17 protein-coding genes and 1 tRNA gene are annotated in these 22,110 nt (G+C 31.0%); 11 read left to right on the top strand and 7 right to left on the bottom strand.

The annotated features are described in order from the left end of the window. Window positions 1-54: 54 nt before the first annotated feature. Window positions 55-2,208 (bottom strand): carboxy terminal-processing peptidase, encoded by a 2,154-nt coding sequence (locus GFJ99_RS05670; RefSeq protein WP_153207901.1) that lies wholly within the window; start codon window positions 2,206-2,208, stop codon window positions 55-57. A gap of 143 nt (window positions 2,209-2,351) precedes the next feature. On the opposite strand from GFJ99_RS05670, the gene surE reads away from it, so the two are divergent. From surE to GFJ99_RS05655, 3 genes are all read left to right on the top strand, one after another. Beyond that, window positions 2,352-3,119: a 5'/3'-nucleotidase SurE gene (surE, locus tag GFJ99_RS05665; protein WP_153207900.1), complete on the top strand. Its 768-nt coding sequence runs from the start codon at window positions 2,352-2,354 to the stop codon at window positions 3,117-3,119. A gap of 10 nt (window positions 3,120-3,129) precedes the next feature. Continuing rightward, window positions 3,130-4,245 carry a lipid-A-disaccharide synthase gene (gene lpxB / locus GFJ99_RS05660; RefSeq protein ID WP_153207899.1) on the top strand — a complete coding sequence of 372 codons (1,116 nt, stop codon included), beginning with the start codon at window positions 3,130-3,132 and terminating at the stop codon, window positions 4,243-4,245. 97 nt (window positions 4,246-4,342) lie between these two features. Then, window positions 4,343-6,355: a ComEC/Rec2 family competence protein gene (locus GFJ99_RS05655; RefSeq protein WP_153207898.1), complete on the top strand. Its 2,013-nt coding sequence runs from the start codon at window positions 4,343-4,345 to the stop codon at window positions 6,353-6,355. Between the two features lie 6 nt (window positions 6,356-6,361). On the opposite strand, the gene GFJ99_RS05650 is transcribed toward GFJ99_RS05655, so the two are convergent. The 5 genes from GFJ99_RS05650 to GFJ99_RS05630 all read right to left on the bottom strand — a co-directional run bounded on the left by GFJ99_RS05650 (window position 6,362) and on the right by GFJ99_RS05630 (window position 13,998). Continuing rightward, on the bottom strand, window positions 6,362-6,829 hold the full coding sequence (locus tag GFJ99_RS05650; RefSeq protein WP_153207897.1) for a thioredoxin fold domain-containing protein: 468 nt from the start codon (window positions 6,827-6,829) through the stop codon (window positions 6,362-6,364). A 54-nt stretch (window positions 6,830-6,883) separates the two neighbouring features. Further along, the gene (locus tag GFJ99_RS05645; protein ID WP_153207896.1) at window positions 6,884-8,386 is read right to left on the bottom strand and encodes a peptide MFS transporter; all 1,503 of its coding nucleotides are present in this window, start codon (window positions 8,384-8,386) and stop codon (window positions 6,884-6,886) included. A gap of 1 nt (window position 8,387) precedes the next feature. Next, the gene (locus GFJ99_RS05640; protein ID WP_153207895.1) at window positions 8,388-10,046 is read right to left on the bottom strand and encodes a peptide MFS transporter; all 1,659 of its coding nucleotides are present in this window, start codon (window positions 10,044-10,046) and stop codon (window positions 8,388-8,390) included. 79 nt (window positions 10,047-10,125) lie between these two features. After that, window positions 10,126-11,802, bottom strand: a complete 1,677-nt coding sequence (locus GFJ99_RS05635; RefSeq protein WP_153207894.1) for a peptide MFS transporter — start codon at window positions 11,800-11,802, stop codon at window positions 10,126-10,128. A gap of 24 nt (window positions 11,803-11,826) precedes the next feature. Beyond that, window positions 11,827-13,998, bottom strand: coding sequence for a S9 family peptidase (locus tag GFJ99_RS05630; protein WP_153207893.1), 2,172 nt, complete (start codon window positions 13,996-13,998; stop codon window positions 11,827-11,829). 123 nt (window positions 13,999-14,121) lie between these two features. Here GFJ99_RS05630 and GFJ99_RS05625 point away from each other — a divergent pair, with 123 nt between their 5' ends. Both GFJ99_RS05625 and GFJ99_RS05620 read left to right on the top strand, forming a co-directional pair. After that, on the top strand, window positions 14,122-15,438 hold the full coding sequence (locus tag GFJ99_RS05625) for a hydroxymethylglutaryl-CoA reductase, degradative (protein ID WP_153207892.1): 1,317 nt from the start codon (window positions 14,122-14,124) through the stop codon (window positions 15,436-15,438). Between the two features lie 14 nt (window positions 15,439-15,452). Further along, window positions 15,453-16,367 carry a GYDIA family GHMP kinase gene (locus tag GFJ99_RS05620; protein ID WP_153207891.1) on the top strand — a complete coding sequence of 305 codons (915 nt, stop codon included), beginning with the start codon at window positions 15,453-15,455 and terminating at the stop codon, window positions 16,365-16,367. 49 nt (window positions 16,368-16,416) lie between these two features. On the opposite strand, the gene GFJ99_RS05615 is transcribed toward GFJ99_RS05620, so the two are convergent. Next, a tRNA-Phe gene (locus GFJ99_RS05615) sits at window positions 16,417-16,489 on the bottom strand. A gap of 122 nt (window positions 16,490-16,611) precedes the next feature. Here GFJ99_RS05615 and GFJ99_RS05610 point away from each other — a divergent pair. Genes GFJ99_RS05610 through GFJ99_RS05585 form a run of 6 tightly spaced genes read left to right on the top strand, consistent with a single transcriptional unit; the run spans window position 16,612 to window position 22,051 of the window. Further along, window positions 16,612-17,346, top strand: coding sequence for a type III pantothenate kinase (locus GFJ99_RS05610; RefSeq protein WP_153207890.1), 735 nt, complete (start codon window positions 16,612-16,614; stop codon window positions 17,344-17,346). Continuing rightward, window positions 17,339-18,595 (top strand): hypothetical protein, encoded by a 1,257-nt coding sequence (locus tag GFJ99_RS05605; RefSeq protein WP_153207889.1) that lies wholly within the window; start codon window positions 17,339-17,341, stop codon window positions 18,593-18,595. Before GFJ99_RS05610 ends, GFJ99_RS05605 begins: the two co-directional genes overlap by 8 nt. 21 nt (window positions 18,596-18,616) lie before the next feature. Next, on the top strand, window positions 18,617-19,978 hold the full coding sequence (locus GFJ99_RS05600; protein ID WP_153207888.1) for a lipopolysaccharide assembly protein LapB: 1,362 nt from the start codon (window positions 18,617-18,619) through the stop codon (window positions 19,976-19,978). 34 nt (window positions 19,979-20,012) lie between these two features. Continuing rightward, window positions 20,013-20,540 carry an LPS export ABC transporter periplasmic protein LptC gene (gene lptC / locus GFJ99_RS05595; protein WP_238990083.1) on the top strand — a complete coding sequence of 176 codons (528 nt, stop codon included), beginning with the start codon at window positions 20,013-20,015 and terminating at the stop codon, window positions 20,538-20,540. Window positions 20,541-20,587: 47 nt separating this feature from the next. Beyond that, window positions 20,588-20,779 (top strand): hypothetical protein, encoded by a 192-nt coding sequence (locus GFJ99_RS05590; protein ID WP_153207887.1) that lies wholly within the window; start codon window positions 20,588-20,590, stop codon window positions 20,777-20,779. A 6-nt stretch (window positions 20,780-20,785) separates the two neighbouring features. Further along, window positions 20,786-22,051, top strand: coding sequence for a hemolysin family protein (locus GFJ99_RS05585; protein ID WP_153207886.1), 1,266 nt, complete (start codon window positions 20,786-20,788; stop codon window positions 22,049-22,051). Window positions 22,052-22,110: the final 59 nt, after the last annotated feature.

The following is a 22,110-nucleotide window of genomic DNA, read 5'->3' as shown; positions in this document are numbered from 1 at the left end:
AATTAGACAAACAGGCAATAATTTAAAAGTCCCGTAAAAACGGGACTTTATATTTTAATTCATACTCAATTTCTGAGATAAGCTTTTTCCTTTCGTTAGCAATTTAATATCAGCAATAACATTTAAGGTTTCCTCTATATAAACATCTTTCTGCATTTCTTCGTGCCAACGTTCTCTTTTTTGTTTCAACAAAGTATCGTTTTCAAATAAAGCCAATTCATCAGGCAATGATTGAAATTGAAATTTATTATTATATTCAGAAATTTGTTTGAATTTCTTAATCTTAGCATCTGCAATTGCGATTTCTTTATTAAAATCAATTAAATTCAGACTAATAACATTCTCATCTTTACGCTCATAAATCCATTTTGCGTTTTCATCAATTAGTTTAAACGTATTATTTGTAGCAATTCTTTTCTTACTATTTGCAATTACATTATCGTAATTAATATTTAATGGTTCATATTTTGCTGGTGCAATTTTATCCCAAGGTAAAGCGCTTTCTTCATCGCGTTCTCCCATATCTAAATAAGCGAAGCGATCTGGAAAAACAATATCACTTTTTACACCTTCACGTTGTGTTGAACCTCCATTAATTCTATAAAATTTTTGAATTGTTGTTTTCAAAGCACCTAAATCACCAAAAGAATTACCTCTGATAAATTGATTTAAATCTATTACATTTTGAACCGTTCCTTTTCCGTAAGAATGCTTACTTCCTACTACAATTCCTCTTTTATAATCTTGAATAGCAGCCGCAAAAATTTCAGAAGCAGAAGCAGAGAAATTATTAATCATGACTACAAGCGGACCATCATATTGCACTTTTTTATCAGGATCTGGTAAAATCTCCGGATTTCTACCAGGAGCTTTCACTTGAACTATTGGACCGTCTGGAATAAACAAACCAACCATTTTAACAACGGTCTCTAAAGAACCTCCACCGTTGTCTCTAAGATCCATTATAAGACCATCGATATTTTGAGCTTTTAATTTTTCAATCTCAGCAGCAACGTCTTTAAAAGCATCACGATTTTCTTTATTTTCAAAACTGATGTAGAATTTTGGCAAATAAATAATTCCGTATTTTTTACCCTCTTTCTCCACCACACTCGATTTAGCAAACGTTTCTTCCGTTTCTACTTCGTCTCTTATAATTGAAATTACTTTTATAGTTCCATCTACTTTTTTAACGGTTAACCTAACCTCAGTTCCTTTAGGACCTTTAATTTTTTTAACAACATCGTCTAGGCGCATTCCTGCAATATCAAGAGGTTCTTCTTTACCTTGCGCTACTTTAAGAATTAAATCTCCTGCTTCTAATTCTTTTCCTCTCCAAGCTGGTCCTCCCGAAATTAATTCAGAAATCTCAACGCCTGTTTCTTTCTTTTGTAATCGAGCGCCAATTCCCTGAAAAGTTCCACTCATACTTACATCAAATTTTTCTTTATCATCTGGAGAAAAATAAAAAGTATGTGGATCAAAACGTTCTACAATTGAATTTAGAAAAATAGCAAACCAGTCATCTCTATCTAATTCTTTTTCAATAAAGTCAAAATACTCGTTCAATGATTTTAGAGAACTTTCTCGAACTTCTTTTTCAATAACTTCAAAAGATTTCATTTCATATGAAGCATCATCTTTATGTTTATCTTCTTCTAATTTTTGTTTATCCGTTATAGAAGATAGTGCCGATAGTTTTAATTGCTTTCTCCATCTCTCTACTAACTCTGATTTATTTTTACTTACGGGAAGTTTATCATAATCTACATTGATAGTTTCTTTACTATTAAAATCAAATGGTTTACTTAATACATTTTCGTAAATTTCTCTTGATTCTTTCATTCTTTGTAACAATCTAGAGTTTGTTAAGTTAAAGAATGTAATATCTTTACTTTTAATCATATCATCAATAGATGTTTCATATTTACTGAAATCATCCATATCACTTTGAATAAAAAAACGTTTTGTAGGATCGATATTTTCTAAATACTTTTTATAAACTTTTTTAGAAAAATCATCATTTAACTCAATTGGACTATAATGCCCTTTTTCTAAAACAAAAGTTAGTAATTCCAATAAAAGTTTATCTTTTTCTGGATCTTCTTTTTTCTCACTCGGTACAAAACTCCATAGTATTGCTGATAAAGCAGTTATCAACAATATAACCTTATAATTTCTTTTCATAAATTCAACTATTCGTTTCATTGAAAAATTTTCAACTAAATTACATAAAAAATCATGCCATAAGCCTGCAAATTACTATAAATTTTTGTTAAACCAACAAAAATCAGTGTTGAAAAAAAAGGTTTCGGTTTAAATTATTTAATTTAGCAAAAAAAGTACAAAAAATGGCAAGACCACTCATACTTGTAACAAATGACGACGGCATAATAGCACCAGGAATTAGAGCTTTAATATCCGTAATGAAAGAACTGGGCGAGGTTGTTGTTGTTGCTCCAGACAGTCCTCAAAGTGCCATGGGACATGCCATAACCATAAACGACACTCTGAAGCTTACAAAAGTACAAATTGACAATGAAGTTGAAAAAGAATATAGCTGTAGCGGAACACCGGTAGATTGTGTTAAAATTGCAGTACATGAAATTCTGAAAAGAAAACCAGATTTGTGTGTTTCAGGTGTTAATCACGGATCTAATTCTTCTATAAATGTAATCTATTCTGGAACTATGAGTGCTGCAGTTGAAGCCGGAATAGAAGGAATTCCCGCTATTGGATTTTCGTTGTTAGATTATAGTTGGGATGCCAATTTTGAACCTATTAAAAGTCATATTAAAAAAATAGCCTCGGAAGTTTTAAAAAACGGATTACCAGAAGGAGTTATTTTAAATGTAAACTTTCCTAAATTAGCAAAAGAAGACATAAAAGGAACTAAAATTTGCCGACAAGCGAAAGCTATGTGGCAAGAAGAATTTGATAAAAGAACCAATCCGCATGGAAAAGATTACTATTGGTTAACTGGAAAATTTGTTAATTTAGACAAAGGAACAGACACCGATGAATGGGCGTTAGAAAATGGATATATTTCAATTGTTCCCGTGCAATTTGATTTAACAGCACATCATGCAATGCAACAATTAAATTCTTGGGATTTATAAAGACTAATTTATGAAATATTACATCATAGCAGGAGAAGCTTCAGGCGATTTACATGGTTCAAATTTGATGAAAGCATTGTATGAAAAAGACCCAACAGCAGAAATTCGTTTTTGGGGTGGCGATTTAATGCAAAACGTAGGCGGAACTTTAGTAAAACACTATCGTGAATTAGCGTTTATGGGTTTTATTGAAGTTATTATGAACTTAAAAACGATTTTGAACAACATCAAAATTTGTAAAAAAGACATTGAAACCTTTCAGCCAGATGCCATAATTTTTATAGATTATCCTGGTTTTAACATGCGAATTGCAACATGGGCAAAAGAGCGAAATATTCCAACACATTATTATATTTCACCTCAAATTTGGGCTTGGAAAGAAAATAGAATAAAAGCCATTAAACGCGATGTAGATTATATGTATGTCATTCTTCCGTTTGAAAAAGATTTTTACGAGAAAAAACACAGTTTCCCAGTTCATTTTGTAGGACATCCGTTAATTGATGCTATTGCTAATAGAACAGAAGTTTCGGATGAAATTTTTAGAAAAGAAAACCAATTATCAGACAAACCCATTATTGCTTTATTACCGGGAAGCAGAAAACAAGAAATATCAAAAATGCTTTCGATTATGCTTTCGGTAGTGAAAGACTTTCCTGATTATCAATTTGTTATTGCCGGTGCTCCAAGTCAGGAATATGAATTTTACCAAACGTTTTTAACTAATGAAAATGTGAAATTTATTTCGAATAAAACATATGATTTATTAAGTCATTCGCATGCCGCTTTGGTAACTTCTGGAACTGCGACTTTAGAAACCGCTTTATTTAATGTTCCTGAAGTAGTTTGCTATAAAGGAAGTTATATTTCGTACCAAATTGCAAAACGAATCATCACGTTAAAATACATTTCATTAGTTAATTTAATAATGGACAAAGAGGTGGTTAAAGAATTAATTCAGGAAGAATTGAATACGAAAAACTTGAAAATCGAATTAGAAAAAATTTTGAATTCAGAAAGTCGTACCGTTTTACTTGAAAATTATGCCCAACTAAAACAAAATTTAGGAGGCGAAGGCGCGAGCAAAAAAACGGCTGAATTAATTGTGAATTCTTTAAAAAAATAATTGTCTAGATTTAGCAACATCGAATGATTTTTTTATATTTTTGAGATAAAGAAATTCCAACTTACTTAAACTGAAACTACTTCAAAAACAAAGGTAATTGAAAGCATTCAAGTTTCCCTTACTCACGATTACCATAATTTTTGCAATAGGAATTATTGCAGAATATTATATGCAATGGTCGTTTCTTACCCTAATTTTAATTCTGGTTTTTACTAGCGGAATTTTTTCTTTAATATTCTGGAAAAGTAAAAAAGTATTACTTCAGAATAGTAGTTTTGGAATTACCACTTACCTACTCGCTTTCACATTAGGAATGCTAACTTGTTATGTCCATTCGGATGTGAATTCGAAAAATCATTATTCCAAAAAATCAATTGAAGAAACCAATTCTATTCGAGCCATCGTTACGAATACATTGAAACCAAATGAAAAATATAATAAATATTTCATCTCGCTTTCGCATTTTAATGATTCAATAGCTTCTGGGAAAATATTACTTTATGTTCCAAAAACAAACAAAGACACCTTTCACTCAGGTGATGAAATTTGGTTAAATGCTTCTGTTTATCCAATTCCAAAAGCTTTTAATCCGTATCAATTTGATTATTCAAACTATTTAGAAAAGCAAAATGTATTTCATCAGGTTTATACCCGTGAAAATCAAATTAAAATCATTCAAACGCATAAAACAATTGGTTTTTATATTGAAAATTTAAGAGATAATTTGAGTAAGAGTTTTGATATTCATCATTTTGAACCCAAAAGCAAAGCGATTATCGATGCTCTAATTTTAGGACAACGATTGGAATTAGACAAAGAAACAATTGCCGATTATTCTAACGCAGGAGTTATACATATTTTAGCCATTTCTGGATTACATATCTCCATTATTTATTTCTTTATTGTATTCTTATTAAAACCATTAAAAAGAGTAAAATTTGGAGCCGAAATTCAATTGCTACTTGTATTATCCATTTTATGGTTGTTTGCTTTACTTACAGGTTTACCAGCTTCGGTAACTAGAGCAGTAACATTATTCAGTTTTATAAGTATTGGAACCTATTTTAACCAACCAAAAGCAATTTATAATGCTTTGGCAATTTCCGCTTTTTTAATTTTATTAGTAAAACCAAATGCTATTTTTGATATTGGCTTTCAATTGAGTTATGCAGCTGTTTTATCCATTGTTTTGTTTCAACCTTTTTATAAAAAGTTTTATTTTACCGAAAACAAAATCGGAATTTACTTAACTGACATTGTTTTGGTTTCATTAGCAGCACAAATTGGTGTTTTGCCATTGAGTTTGTATTATTTCAATCAATTGCCTTTGTTATTTTTATTAGCGAATTTGGTAATTATTCCACTATCAACAGCTGTTTTAGTTGGCGGAATTATTATTTTGCTATTCAATTTTGTAATTCCTGATTTTGCAATTCTTTTGGGAAAATTATTATCATTTATCATCCATTTAATGAACGATTACATTCATTGGATTGCTCAATTTAAAAGTGGAATTATTACGAATATTTCCTTTACAGGTTGGCTTACTTTTTCGCTTTATTTGGTAATTATTGCTTTTATTTATTGGATGTATCACACAAAAGCCAAAAACATAAAATATATTTTGGGAACCATTTTACTTTTTCAATTGAGCTACATCATTGTAAAATGGAGTGAAAATAACAATAGCGAATTGGTGATTTTTAATGAAAAAACGACACTTATCGGAATAAAGAATAACCATTCTGTTATAGCATATAGCGATGTTCCTGAAAACCATAACACCACTTTAAATCATTATGTAAGAGGCACTTTTTCTGATTCGTTACGCATTTTTCCAATTCAAAATACGCTTTCATTTAACAACAAAAGAATTTTAGTTATCGATAGTGTTGGAATTTACAAAACATCATTACATCCAGAAATTGTAGTATTAACTCAAAATCCAAAGATTAATCTTATCCGATTAATTCAAGAAATAAAACCCAAATTAATTGTGGCAGACAAAAGCAATTATAAAAACACTGTTAAACTTTGGGAAGCTACTTGCAGAAAAGAAAAAATCCCTTTTCATGCCATAGCCGAAAAGGGATTTTATAAATTAAAATAAAAATATTTATTTTTTCTTAATGATTTGATTTGCGCCTTCAAGCCATACTTTAGGTCCGCCTGCAACATAACCAGAACTGCCTAAAGCATTTAAATTTAATTTAGCATCGGCAGTTTTTGTAGCTGTAACAAACCAAACTGTTGGATATCCTCTAACCTGCAATTGCTGTTGTAATTGTGCGTTTTGAGCTTTTACAGCATCTGTTTGATTGTTTTTTCTAGGAAAATCTAACTCAACTAAAACAACACTTTCTTTTGCCCATTTAATAAATTCTGGTGTTTTGAAAACTTCTTTTTGTAAACGAATACACCATCCACACCAATCGGAACCCGTGAAAAACAAAAACATAGGTTTGTTTTCTTTCATTGAAATTTCAGATGCCTTAGACATATCGGTATGCCAAGTTAAACCGTCTTGCGCTTGTATTGTTATACTTGACAATACTATAAAAGCAAAAATTATTATTTTTTTCATATTTTAAAATTTAATAAAACAAAATTAAGCAAAATGAATGCCAAAAAATGTTAGTTACTTAACTTCTTGCATTAATTTTCTAACTATTGGTGAAATTGCGATTAAAACTACTCCTGCGATTAAGGCATAAATAGCTAATTGTTCGTAGCCATCTGCATAAGTATTTAACTTTTCTAAATTTGTCATATTTTTAGACGCACTTGCAATATTTGCACCTAATAAACCTGCAAAATATTGACCATATGCACTTGCTAAAAACCACATTCCCATAATAACTGCTTGTGTTTTTTGGGGCGATAATTTAGTCATTGCACTCATACCAATTGGTGATAAACATAACTCTCCGAATGTGATAACAAACCATCCGAATGTAAATAAATCTAATGAAGTTTTTCCATCTGGACCTGCAAAGAACTTGGTATAATAAAACACCCAAAAACCTCCTGCTAAAAATAGAAAAGCTAGTCCAAATTTAATAATGGTATTAGGTTCAATTTTTTTCTTTGCCATCCAAAGCCAAACCATACCCACTAATGCTGCAAAAGCAATTACAAAGAATGAATTAGCTGAGTTGTTTACACCATTAGGATCTAGAGTAATTCCCAAAACTGTATTATTTAGATTTTCGGCAGCAAAATCACTTAACGAACCTCCACTTTGCTCAAAAAACGCCCAAAAAACAATTGAAAACAGCATAAAAATTACTGCTGCAATTAATTTTTTATTTTCAGCTATTGAGAACCCTCGCATTTCATAAGCTAAATATAGTAATGAAAATGGCCCAATGGTATACATAAAATAATCTGTATATTCTGTATTAGAAACCATTACAATTATTATTGGAATAATCAAAATAGAGCCTAAATAAGTAGCCCATTCATAAATTTTCCTTTTACCAGATTCAATATGTTGCAAAGGCGACAAACCAATATTTCCTAAATTTTTCTGAGTTTGTGTAAAAGTCAACAAACTAATAACCATAACAACGGCTGCTAATCCAAAAGCAATATTCCATTCTAATCCTTCAGGTATGATATAAGATAACATTTCTCTTTTTCCAATAGCTATACAAACGTAACCGCCAATTAAAGCACCTAAATTAACACCTGCATAAAATAATGAAAATCCAGCATCTGTCCTTGAATCTCCTTCTCTGTATAGCTTACCAACCATTGATGAAATATTTGGTTTAAAAAAACCAGTACCTACAATGGTAAAACTCACTCCAACAAAAAACAATGATTTAGGATCGATTGCTAAAATTAAACTTCCAACAATCATTAATAATCCACCCCAAAATAAAGACTTTCTAAATCCAAATATTTTATCAGCAAATAAACCTCCAATAAATGTAAAAGCATACACCCAAGCTTGAGTTGCTCCGTATTGAAGATTAGCTGTTTCTTTGTCCATTAACAAATGGTGAACCATATAAAAATAAAGCATTCCTCGCATTCCGTAGAAGCAGAAACGCTCCCACATTTCGCTAAAGAATAAATACCAAAGCTGTTTTGGATATTTTCCTTTAAAATTCTGAATTTCTTCTATTGTTTGCATCTTAGTGAATTCCTTTTTCTTGCATTACTTTGTTTAGTTGTTTCAATAAAATGAACATCAACATTGTAGCAAACATTAATAATCCGAAGTTAATCCAAAAGAAATCTTGTTTGTTGTCATACGTATCCCAAAGACTTGCTAACACACCGCTTAGTTTATTTCCGATTGAAGTGGATAAAAACCAACCACCCATCATTAATGAAGTAATGTTCGTTGGACTCAATTTAGAAACCACTGATAATCCCATCGGACTTAAGAATAACTCTCCGATTGTGATAACTCCGTAATTGGCTACTAACCACCAAACACTTACTTTTTCAGAACCATTTGCACCCATATTTACCGCAGCAATCATTACTAAAACCGACAAAGCCGAGATTAATAATCCGAAAGCGATTTTTGTTGGTGTTGAAGGTTCTTTCTTTCTACTTCTTAAAAATGTAAAGAAAGCCACAACTAAAGGCGTTAAAATAATTACCCAACCTGGATTGATAGACTGACTTAAATTGGTTGCCCAAAGCGATACTTTTGAACCTTCTTCAGGTAATTTATCTTTTGCTACATTTCTAAAATAAACAGGATAATCTACAGTTTTTTGAACTTCTCCATTTACTTTTTGAATACGGAAACTGGCATCGTATAATTCAACTGTGTCTTTTTTGTATTCTACTTCTTTGGCTAGTTTCAATCCATTAAAAACCGTTTGAGTGGTTCCTGTGATTTCTCTATCTGTATAACGATCTGCCCAAGTGTTTAATGCTGAACCATTCAATTTGAAAACACCCCAAAATAAAATTACCACTGCGAAAATGGTTAATAAAGCTCCGATTGGTCTTTTGTCTTCCACTTTAGCTTTGAAGTACAAACTTCCGTAGAAGAAAATTACTGGAATACAGGCAAAAATAAAGGCATCTGTACTATCCGAACCAAAAATATAACCGTTTGGATTTGCCTCAGACGTTACTCCTTTTAATAACCAACCAATAACTCCAAAAACTGCTGATGGTACTAAAATAAACATTACAATTTTCCAGAAAGGCATGTCGCCAGGTTGCACTCCTTTTTTCTCGGTTTGAGTGCCATAGTGTTTTGTTCCTAATAAGAAAACAATAACACCGATGAACATTCCAACTCCAGCCGCCATGAAAGCATATTGCCAACCTAATAAAATTTGTAAAGCCGCACCAAAGAAGTTACAAATGAACGCTCCAACATTAATTCCCATGTAGAAAATATTGTAACCTTCGTCTTTTTTGTCTTTAAATTTATCTTCAGAATAGAAATTACCTAAAAGTGTTGAGATATTTGGTTTGAAAAATCCGTTACCTACAATAACTAATGTCATAGCAATGTATAGCATCGTAATATCATGAATTCCCATCATGAAATAACCGGCTCCCATCATTAAACCACCTATAACGATTGATTTTTTGTAGCCCCAATATCTATCAGCAACTAAACCACCAATAAAAGGAGTTAGGAAGACCAATGCGATAAAAGTTCCGTATAAATCAGACGCTTCTTTCTCGGTCATAGCGAATCCAGCTTCAACATCTTTAAGATATAAGGTAAATATACCAATCATTAAATAATAACCGAAACGCTCCCACATTTCAGATAAAAACAAGTAAGGCAATGCTTTAGGATGACTTTTCCACATAATTTATTGTATTAAAAAAAACAAACCTACAAGGGTTTCTTGTAGGTTTGAAAGATATAAAAAATATTTTTAAAATATATTATCTAACGCCATGCATCATTTTTTTCAATTTTGGTGTTAAAGCGAATAAAATAACAGCTGCTAAACCACATAAAATTACGAATACCATGAAAAACTCAAACAAACTTGTGATTTCAAATCCAGCAAAAACAGGATTAACAGCACTAATTTGATTTTCATCTAACAAAGCTAATTGTTCAGCAGTTGGAACTACTTTTTTGTCTAAAACAGCTTGTAAATCGATACCCATTTCTGTTGCTTTATTAAATTTATCTCCCGTTGCCGGTAAAATTGAACCTAACGTTCCTGCTAAAGCATAACCAGCTGCATTTGATAAAAAGAATACCCCATAAAGCAAAGATGCGAAACGTTTTGGAGATAATTTACCAACTAATGATAAGCCAATAGGAGATAAACATAACTCGGCACAAGTTTGAATTAAATAAAGTAAAATTAACCACTGAATAGCTAACAATCCGTTATTTCCTAAATCTTTTACATTGTGTGCAATAATAAAATAACTCAATGCAATTAAAGCCAAACCAAATGCTTGCTTTACTGGCGAAATTGGTTCTTTTCCGTTTGCTCTTAATTTATCCCAAAGCATACTGAAGGGAACTGCAAACATAACAACGAATAAACCATTAAAAATTTGCACCATAGAAGGAGGCATATTCCATCCAAAGAAATTTCTATCTGTTTGGTTGTCTGCAATAAAAGTTAAAGAAGAGCCTGCTTGTTCAAAAGCAGCCCAAAAGAAAATTACGAAGAACGCAACAATGTATATAACTAAAATTCTATCTCTTTCAATTTTAGTTAGAGAAGAATCAGAAATAATTAGTCCTGCCAAAGCTAAACCACTGGCATAAATTACTGAATAAATAATATTTTGCCCAAAAGCAAAATGAAAAAGAAAACCTAAACCAACGAATGCAGCAACAGCTCCAATTAAAGCAGTTTGAGAAAATACTGCTTTTTGAGATTCTCCTTCTTCAAAATCTGAGGCATCATTTTTAGATGGTAATCCACCAATCGGTCTGCCTTCCGGAGTTACTACGTATTTATTTTTTAAAAAATAGAAAACAGCAGTACCAATTAACATTGCAATAGCAGCTGCTAAAAATCCCCATTTAAAAGCATGAATATCTCTAATTCCTCCAGCATCTTTTACGTCACCAATTATTGGACAAATTAATTGACCTAGGAAAGCTCCTAAGTTAATTCCCATATAAAAAATTGTAAAAGCAGTGTCTAATTTGTTTTTTTCTTGTTTAGGATATAAACTCCCTACCATTGAAGAAATATTTGGTTTGAAGAACCCATTTCCAAAAATGATAATCCCTAATGCTGACCAAAGTAATGTATTTGCCAAAGACAAATTAGACCCAAATACACTTGCACTAAAGAATAACAAAAATTGTCCGGCAGCCATCATTAAACCACCTAACATGATACAGTTTCTGTTTCCGAAGAATCTATCTGCTATAAAACCACCTAACATTGGAGTTAAATAACAAAGCCCAAGAAATCCTCCATAGATTATGGAAGCATCGGCCTCTTTCATCATTAAAGCATTTACCATGAATAACGTTAATATTGCACGCATTCCATAGAAATTAAAACGCTCCCACATTTCAGTTCCAAATAATACCCAAAGCCCTTTTGGATGTCCTTGTTTTACTACTACTTCGCTCATTTAAATTAGTTTTAGTTTGGTTTATTATAATTTTTCTTTAATAAAATTTGTCATTTTTGTGTACAATTGTAAGCGTGTTTTTCCACCGTAAATTCCGTGATTTTTATCAGGATAAATAGCCCAATCGAACTGCTTGTTCGCCTGAACCAAGGCTTCCACCATTTTCATAGTGTTTTGTACGTGAACGTTATCATCGGCAGTTCCATGAACTAATAAAAAGTTACCTTTTAATTTGCTTACATGATTTATTGGTGAGTTATTATCATATCCACTTGCGTTTTCTTGTGGTGTTTGCATGTAACGTTCTGTGTAAATGCTATCATAATATCTCCATGAAGTAACTGGCGCCACTGCAATTGCCATTTTAAACACATCTGCTCCTTGAAATAAACAGTTAGAAGACATAAATCCGCCATAACTCCAACCAAAGATTCCAATTCTTGACGCATCAACATAATTGTATTTTCCAATTACTTTTGCAGCATCTATTTGATCTTCAACTTCGTATTTTCCTAATTCTTTTTGCGTGCATTTTTTAAAAGCTGCACCTTTAAAACCTGTACCTCTTCCATCAACACAAGCTACAATATATCCTTGTTGCGCTAACATCATAAACCAAAAATCATTAATCCCATTCCATTGATTTGCTACTTGCTGTGATCCTGGTCCTGAATATTGAAACATAAAAACTGGATATTTTTTTGAAGCATCAAAGTTTTTTGGCTTAATCATCCAAGCATTTAATTGGTGGCCTTTTTCTGTAGTCAACACGAAGAACTCTTTTGGAGTAACATCATATTTTGCCAATTTAGTTTCAACCGCTTCGTTAGAAACAATTGTTTTAACAACCGCTCCTGCTTTTGAATCATTTAAAGTATACATAGGTGCGGAAGTTGCACTTGAATAGGTGTTTATAAAAAATTGGAAGTTAGGGCTAAATGTAGCTGAGTTTGTTCCGGTTTTTGATGATAATCTTGTTTTTGATTTTCCATCAATTTTAATAGCATAAACATCTCTATTTATTGAACCATTTTCTACAGATTGATAATAAACAGTTCCTGCTTTTTCATCAAATCCATAATATGCAGTTACTTCCCAATTTCCTTTGGTAATTTGTTTTTTTAGTTTTCCTGATTTATCATAATGATAAATATGATTAAATCCGTCTTTTTCAGAAGTCCAAATAAAACTGTTGTCTTTTAAAAACGTTAAGTTATCTGTTACATCAACATAAGCAGCGTCTTTTTCGTTTAAAACAATTTTAGTTACACCTGAATTGGCATCTACAAAATGTAAGTCTAAATTGTTCTGATGGCGATTCATTACCTGAACACTTAAAGTGGCAGCGTCATTAGTCCATTTGATTCTTGGGATATAAAAATCTTTATAATCTCCTAAGTTGATTTTCTTGGTAGTTCCCGATTTTAAATCGAAAATATGTAAAGAAACGATTGCGTTTTTTTCACCCGCTTTTGGATACTTGAAAACCGTTTGTGTTGGATACAAACCTTCATTATACATGTCCATAGAAAACTCAGGCACCTCAGTTTCATCAAATTTAATATAGGCCACTTTTGTTCCAGTAACATTCCAATCGTAAGCTTTTACAAAAGCAAATTCTTCTTCATATACCCAATCTGTAATACCATTAATAATGTGATTTTTCTTTCCGTCTTGCGTTATTTGAATGGTAGCGCTAGAAATAATATCATGCACATATAAATTATTTTCAAAAGCATAACAAATTTTAGTTCCATCTGCAGAAAAAGTAGGTTCTTGAATTTGATTGCTTGTAAATTTACTTACTTGTTTTGAAGCGATATCATACACAAAAAAATCAGCAGTAAATGAATGACGAAAAATTTGATTTGAGTTAGAAGCAATAAGAAGTTTCTTTTCATTTTGATCAAATGAATAACTATCTATGGCAGAAATTTCCTTGTGGTTTTTGGTATCAAACAAAGTACTTACTTTTTCTAAAGTAGCAAAATCATACAAATCTATTTGATAACTTTTAGTTGCTCTATCAAAATTTAACACCGTGTATTGGTTGGTGTTCTTCATTGCGTTTAATTCGTCCATTCCTTTAGTTCGGAAGGCTCCACCCCAAATTTCTTCTAAAGTGATTTTTTGTTGGGCATTAACTGATAATGAGCTCGCTACGATAAATAATAGCGTAATTACATATTTTTTCATGAGAATTAATTTCTAAAAAACACCAATTTTAGTGAAAATATATGAAATAACCATAATTTTAACTGTATTTATTCAAATCCATATAATCTCAAATTTATTATCTTTGTTGTTTATTGATAAAATATGAATCAAAATATAAAAGGATTTTCTAAACTTTCTAAAGAAGAAAAAATAAATTGGATAACAAGCACTTATTTTTCAAATCCAAATGAGGCAAAAGACAGTCTTACCAAATATTGGAATTCTGATGAAAATTTGCAAAAACTTCATGATGAATTCATCGAAAACACACTTACCAATTTCTATTTACCTTATGGTGTAGCGCCAAATTTCATAATTAACGAAAAAGACTACACCCTACCTATGGCTATTGAAGAAAGTTCTGTGGTGGCCGCAGCTTCTAAAGCTGCAAAATTTTGGGGAGAACGTGGAGGTTTTAAAACCACTATTATTAATACCGAAAAAATTGGTCAAGTTCATTTTATATTCCAAGGTACATCAGAAAAATTAAACAGTTTTTTTAATCAAATAAAACCGCAATTCTTTTTAGATACTGCAGAAATTACCAAAAACATGCAAAAACGTGGTGGTGGTATTTTAAATATTGAACTGCGCGACAAGACAGCTGAAGTTCCAAACTATTACCAATTACATGCTACTTTTAACACAAAAGACAGTATGGGAGCTAATTTTATTAATACGTGTTTGGAACAATTTGCTAAAACTTTAGAATCGCAAGCAAATGAGTTTGACGGATTTTTACCAGAAGAAAAAAACGTTCAAATTATCATGAGTATTTTAAGTAATTATGTTCCTAATTGTTTGGTACGAGCGGAAGTTTCTTGTCCAATTGAACAGCTTTCAGAATCAACAACTATAGATTCAACTGAATTTGCTCAAAAATTTGCAACAGCAGTTAAAATTGCAGAAATAGAACCCTATCGTGCGGTTACACACAACAAAGGCATCATGAACGGCATTGACGCTGTAGTTGTAGCAACTGGAAATGATTTTAGAGCAGTAGAAGCGGGTGTTCATGCATACGCAAGTAGATCAGGGCAATATTCAAGTTTATCACACGTTAAAATAGAAAACGGCATTTTTACTTTTTGGATGGATGTTCCTTTAGCGCTTGGAACTGTAGGTGGCTTAACATCATTACATCCGTTAGTGAAATTCTCAATGGAATTATTACAAAATCCTTCTGCCGAAGAATTAATGCAAATAGTTGCAGCAGCTGGCTTAGCCCAAAATTTTGCAGCATTGCGTTCGTTAACCACAACTGGAATTCAGCAAGGACATATGAAAATGCATTTGATGAATATCTTAAATCAACATCAAGCTACTAAAGAAGAAAAACAAAAAGTTGTGGCTTATTTTAAAGATACTACCGTAACTCATAGCTTAGTAATTGATTATTTAGAAAAAATAAGAGCGTAATTGACACTTACAAAATGATGCAAAATCAAACGTTTTATAGTAACGGAAAATTATTACTTACAGGTGAATATGTTTTACTTGATGGCGCAAAAGCATTAGCCATACCAACACGTTTTGGCCAAAATCTTATTGTAAAAGAAGGAACCAATAAGCAAATAGAATGGGTTAGTTTTGATGCTGATAAAAGCATTTGGTTTCAAGACACTATTTCTTTTGATTCTATAAAAGAAAAAATAACAGACAAAAACGAGGGCGTAAAAAATACCTTAATAGAAATTTTACATCAAGCTTATTTGCAAAATCCTAACTTTTTAAATGAAGAAGGGTATAAAGTTGAAACTCATTTAAGTTTTCCTAGAGCATGGGGTTTGGGCACTTCTTCCACTTTAATAAACAACATAGGACAATGGCTGCAAATTAACGCATTTGAATTACTTACCAAAAGTTTTGGTGGTAGTGGTTATGACATCGCCTGTGCACAAACTAATTTGCCAATAATTTACCAATTAGAAAACGAAATACCCCATTTTAAAACCGTACACTTTGATCCTAAATTTAAAGAAAATATTCATTTTGTATATTTAAATCAAAAGCAAAGTAGTAAATCTGCGATTTCAAATTATTTAACACAACGCCATAAAACCACTAAAATAATTTCAAAAATCAACACCATAACATATCAAGCCATAGATTCTGCAGAAGGGAAAGAATTTGCTAAACTAATGGAACAACATGAAATTATAATGAGCGATGTATTAGAAACCAAAACAGTTAAAGAAAAATTGTTTCCAGATTTCAAAGGGGTTGTAAAAAGTCTTGGCGCTTGGGGAGGTGATTTTGTAATGGTTATTTCAAAAGAAAATCCAACGAATTATTTTATAAACAAAGGTTACCCAACTATCTTTTCTTATGAAGAAATGGTTTTATAATTTTAAAACCTATTAAAAACAAAAAATCCCGACAATGTCGGGATTTAAGTGGTACCTCCAGGGATCGAACCAGGGACACATGGATTTTCAGTCCATTGCTCTACCATCTGAGCTAAGGTACCTTAACAATTTAGAGCATTACTGCTTGTTGATTGCGGGTGCAAATATATAACGATTTTTATATTTTCCAAAACAAATAATAAAAAAAATCAATTTGTATATTTGCAATTCCAAAAACAAAACCATGCTTTTAACAATAGATGTTGGAAATTCAAGAATTAAAGTTGCTGTATTTGAATACAATAAGAAAATTGAGCTTTTCATTTTTGAGACAAAAAATGCTTTAAAAAACTTTGAAAATATTTTTGAAAAATATTCAAATATCAAAAAAATCATACTTTCTTCGGTAGGAAAACTTGATGAAGACACTTTACATTTTATAAAAAACCGATTTCCAACGGAAGAAATTAGTCATAAAACAAAATTTCCTTTTACCAATTTATATGCAACTCCGCAGACATTAGGAATAGATCGCATGGTATTAGCGGCTGGTGCAACACTTTTACATCCTAACAAGAATAGATTAATAATTGATGCTGGTACTTGTATTACCTATGACTTTGTAGACAATAAAAACCAGTATTTAGGAGGAGCTATTTCCCCAGGAATAAAAACAAGGTATAAAAGTTTAAATGATTATACAGCGAAACTCCCACTTTTAGAAAAAAAAGAAATTGATTACTTAACAGGAAATTCAACCGAAAATTCAATTAATAGTGGTGTAATTAATGGTGTATGTTTTGAAATTGAAGGGTTTATTTCACAATATTCTCTTAAAAATCAAGATTTAACAATAATTTTAACAGGAGGAGATGCAGATTTTTTGGCTAAAAGATTAAAAAGCACCATATTTGCCAATTCAAATTTCTTATTGGAAAGTTTGAACTTATTATCACTATACATAAATGAAAATGATTAAAAAACTTATAGTATTTGCTAGTATTTTTGTATCAATAGCTTCTTGGAGTCAGGACAATACCGCATCACCATATTCTTTTTACGGATTAGGAGAAGTAAAATTTAGAGGGACACAAGATTCTAAATCAATGGGAGGATTAGCAATAACTGGAGATAGTATTCAGCTAAGCCTAATGAATCCGGCTTCATATTCAAAATTAAAATTAACAACATTTGCAGTTGGAGGAACTAATTCTTCAACAAAATTCAACACAGATGTTGCTTCAGAAAAAGCGCAAAGAACAAGTTTTGACTATCTAGCAATAGGATTGCCTTTAGGTAAATTTGGAGTAGCATTTGGATTAATGCCGTATTCTGCCGTTGGATATAGAAATGAAAACACGGTTGAAACTACAGAAGACACAAGATACTACAAATCTCAAGGAAATGGATTTATCAACAAAGTATTCGTAGGAAGTTCTTATACCTTTAATGAAAATTTTAGCTTTGGTGCAGATATTGCTTACCATTTTGGTGATTTTACTAATGAATTTACCGAAAGAGTTTTATCTCCAGATTTCACACAATACTCAACACGCGAAAGAAACATAACTCAGTTAAGTGGTGTTTCATTTAACTTAGGATTACTTTACAACACCAAAATAGATTCTAAATTAACACTACAATCGAGCCTAACTTATTCAACTGAAGGTAAATTAAGTACTGATAATTCTAGAAACATAGCCACTGTTATTTACACAACTTCTGGAACAGAATTATCTAGTGATAGTGAAGATATTACTTTACCAAATAAAAAATTAATCATGCCAAGCCGATTAAGCTTAGGCTTAGGTTTAGGTGAAAATAAAAAATGGTTAATAGGAACTGAGCTTACTTTTACTCAAAACAAAAACTTAGTTAATAGATTTGCTGAAAACACCAATGTATCGTTTGAAAATTCAACACGATTTGCTTTAGGCGGATATTACATTCCAAAATATGATTCTTTTACAAATTACCTTGCACGAATTGTTTATAGAGCTGGTTTCAAATACGAAAACACAGGTTTAGTTATAAATAATGAAAGCATAAAAGACTATGGCATGAATTTTGGTTTAGGTGTACCACTAGGTTTTTCTAAAGTTGATTTAGGTTTTGAATTTGGAAAAAGAGGAACCACAACAAACGGATTAATTGAAGAAAACTATTTTAATTTAAGCATTGGATTAAATCTTAGTGCAAAATGGTTTGAAAGAAGAAAAATTGATTAATAATTATTTATAAGCAGAAAAATGAAAACGAAATTAACTTTGCTACTTATAGCTACAGCTAGTTTTTTTGTTCAAGCACAAAACTCAGAGGCTTGCACTGAAACATTAAGTTTAATGGTAACTTCAGCTAAAGCTAAAGATGTGTCAGCCTATGATTATTTAACCACTTTAAGAAAAGATTGCCCTTCTTTTCATAAAAGTATTTATTCATATGGTGAAGTAGCTATTAAACTTAAAATTGAAAAAGCTACAAATCCTCAGGAAAAAGAAAAATTTGTTCGTGATTTAATTAAATTATATGATGAACACGATCAGTTTTTTCCAGACAATGGTTATGGAAATAAAATGAAAAAAGGATTGGCTTTATTTGATAATAAAATTGGAACATCTGACGAAGTATTTCAATTATTAGATGTGGCATTTAAAACTGATTATGCTAATTTTAAATACGCAAAAGCAATGTATGTTTACTTTGAAATCTTAGTAAGCAACCACAAAGCTAATAAAGGAGTTGAGTTACAACAAGTATTTGATAAATATGACGATTTATCTAAAAAATTAGACGAAGAAGAAGATGAATTGTCTAATGAAAAAGATGGTTTATTAAGTAAAGAAGAAGCTGGACAAGCTTTAACTGACAAAGAAAACACAAGAAAAGCTAGACTTGAAAATAATTTAGAGATATTTGAAAGCGTAAGAAATGATATGGATAATATTATTCTAGAACTTTCAACTTGTGCTAAGTTAATTCCTTTCTATCAAAAAGGTTTTGAGCAAAACAAAACCAATGAAGAATGGTTAAAAAGAGCAACTAATCGTTTAGAAGCAAAAGAATGTGATTCTGATCCTTTATTCTCTAAAATGTCTGAAGCGCTTTACAAATTAAACCCAAGTGCAGAAGCAGCTGAAAAATTAGGCGTTGTTGAATATCAAAGAAAAAATGTAACAAAAGCAATGGAGTATTTTAACCAAGCTGCTGATTTACATACAGATAACACTAAAAAAGCTAATATTTATTACAAGATAGCAAGTTTATATAGTAAATCAAATAAAGTGCAGTCTCGTGCGTATGCAAGAAAAGCAATTCAAGTAAAACCTTCTTATGGAAAAGCATACTTATTAATTGCATCTCTTTACGGAAGTAGCATAAACGAATGTGGAACTACTCAATTCGAAAAAAGAGCTATGTACTGGTTAGCGGCTCAATACTGTGATAAAGCAGCTGCTGCAGATTCAACTTTAAAAGGAAAAGCGAGTAGCGATGCTGCAAAATACAGAGCAGCTGCACCTACTAAAACAGAAATTTTCCAAGAAAATAAAGCGGGCCAAAGAATTGCCTTTAATTGTTGGGTAGGAGAAAGTATTGTAGTTCCAAGTTTATAAGATGAAACTCTTTATTAAAAATAATATTTTAAACATGGTCACGATTTTAATCGTGACTATGTTTTTTTCATGTGAAAGCGACATCAAAAAAGTACAGCATCTTAGCGAAACTATTTTTATTCCTACTGGGGAAGCCGACACAATAAATTTAAAATACACCGATTCTGGACGAATAAAATCTATTTTAAAGAGTCCAAAAATGCTAGACTACAGTAGCATTACAAATCCCTTTACAGAATTTCCAAAAGGAATACACGTTACACTATTTGACAACAACGGAAACACCACAACTATTGTTTCCGATTATGCCATATCTTATAAAAAAACCAGTATCATCGACTTACAAGGCAATGTAACTATTAGCTCACAAAACGGCAAAAAATTAGAAACAGAACAATTGTACTTTGATCAAAAAAACGAATGGTTTTTTACCGAAAAACATTTTAAATATTCAGATGAATCTGGTGTTTACTTAGAAGGTCCAGGAGTAGACTTTAGTAAAGACTTTAAAATATTTAACATGCAACAAAGTAGTGGCGAAGTAAACACAACAGACAAATAATTGCTTTGCATTTCTCTTTTTATTACATTTGATAAAAATATTTTACTATGTCTTACTTAAAATTGATTCAATATATCTATTTAATTTTTGCAGGTTTCTTTGTATATGATGCTTTTAGAAAATATCAAGAAGGAAAAGAATTAAATGATATTCTTCTAAGTTTAACTATAGCTATTGTAGCTGTGGGTATGTTTTTCTTTAGAAGACATTTTCACAACAAATACCAAAAAAAGCAATAACTTAAAATGGAAATAACCATTATTGTAGTTTGTTTGTTGCTTTCTGCTTTCTTTTCTGGAATGGAAATTGCCTATATTTCTTCAAACAAAGTATATCTATCCATTGAGAAAAGACAACAAAACTTTAATGCCTCTATTCTAAACAAACTTACCGAAAAACCTTCCCAATTTATTACCGCAATGCTCGTTGGAAACAATGTAGTACTAGTAGTATATGGTATTTATTCAGGAGATTTAATTATCAATTGGCTCGAAGGATATTTCAATCTTACAGCATTTGTAGGGTTACTTTTGCAAACCTTAATTTCTACAGCTATCATCTTATTAACGGCCGAATTTTTACCTAAAGTTTTTTTTCAAATTTACGCCAACTCATTTATTAAGTTTTTTGCTGTTCCAAGTTATTTCTTTTATCAATTATTTTTTTGGCCAACAAAATTTATAATTTGGATCTCAGATATTGTGCTAAGAAAGTTTTTTAAAACTCCAGGAGACCAAGTACAAGATTATTTTAGTAAAGTGGAATTAGGAAACTACATTACAGAACAAATGAATAATGTGTCTAATGAAAACGAGATTGATTCAGAAATTCAAATTTTTCAAAATGCACTTGAATTTTCTGATTTAAAAGCACGGGATATCATGACACCAAGAACAGAAATTAGTGGTGCAGAAATTTTAGATTCAGTTGTTGATTTAAAAAATACATTTGTAAAAACCGGTTATTCGAAATTACTGATTTATCAAAACTCTATTGATGATATTTTAGGCTATGTACATTCATTTGAACTTTTTAACAAGCCTAAAACAATAAAAAGCATCATGATTCCTGTTGAATATATTCCGGAAACTATTTTTATAAAAGATGCGCTTGATTTACTGACTAAAAAAAGAAAAAGTATAGCCGTCGTTTTAGATGAATATGGCGGAACTTCTGGAATAATTACTGTGGAAGATATTATTGAACAACTTTTTGGCGAGATTGAAGACGAACACGATTTGGAAGAAACTTTAATAGATGAAGTCGTAGAAGAAAACACTTATTTATTCTCTGCACGATTAGATGTTGAATTTTTGAACGAAAAATACAATTTACAAATTCCCGAATCAGATTCATATTCTACTTTAGGCGGTTTTATAGTAAATCATACCAAAGAAATTCCGTCAAATGAAGAAAAAATTAATGTAGAAAATTTTGAAATTATCATACATTCGGCAAGTAATAAAAAAATTGAATTGGTTCGTTTATCAATAAAAGAAGAAAAAAGATAAAAATCTTTAAAAATTTGAATTAAAATATGACTTTACTATTTTATTATTAAATAGATAAT

Origin of the sequence: Flavobacterium sp. LMO6 (assembly GCF_009495795.1) — a bacterium.
GTDB lineage: Bacteria > Bacteroidota > Bacteroidia > Flavobacteriales > Flavobacteriaceae > Flavobacterium.
Note: the sequence above shows the minus strand (reverse complement) of the source record. Positions and strands in the feature narration are given on the sequence as shown.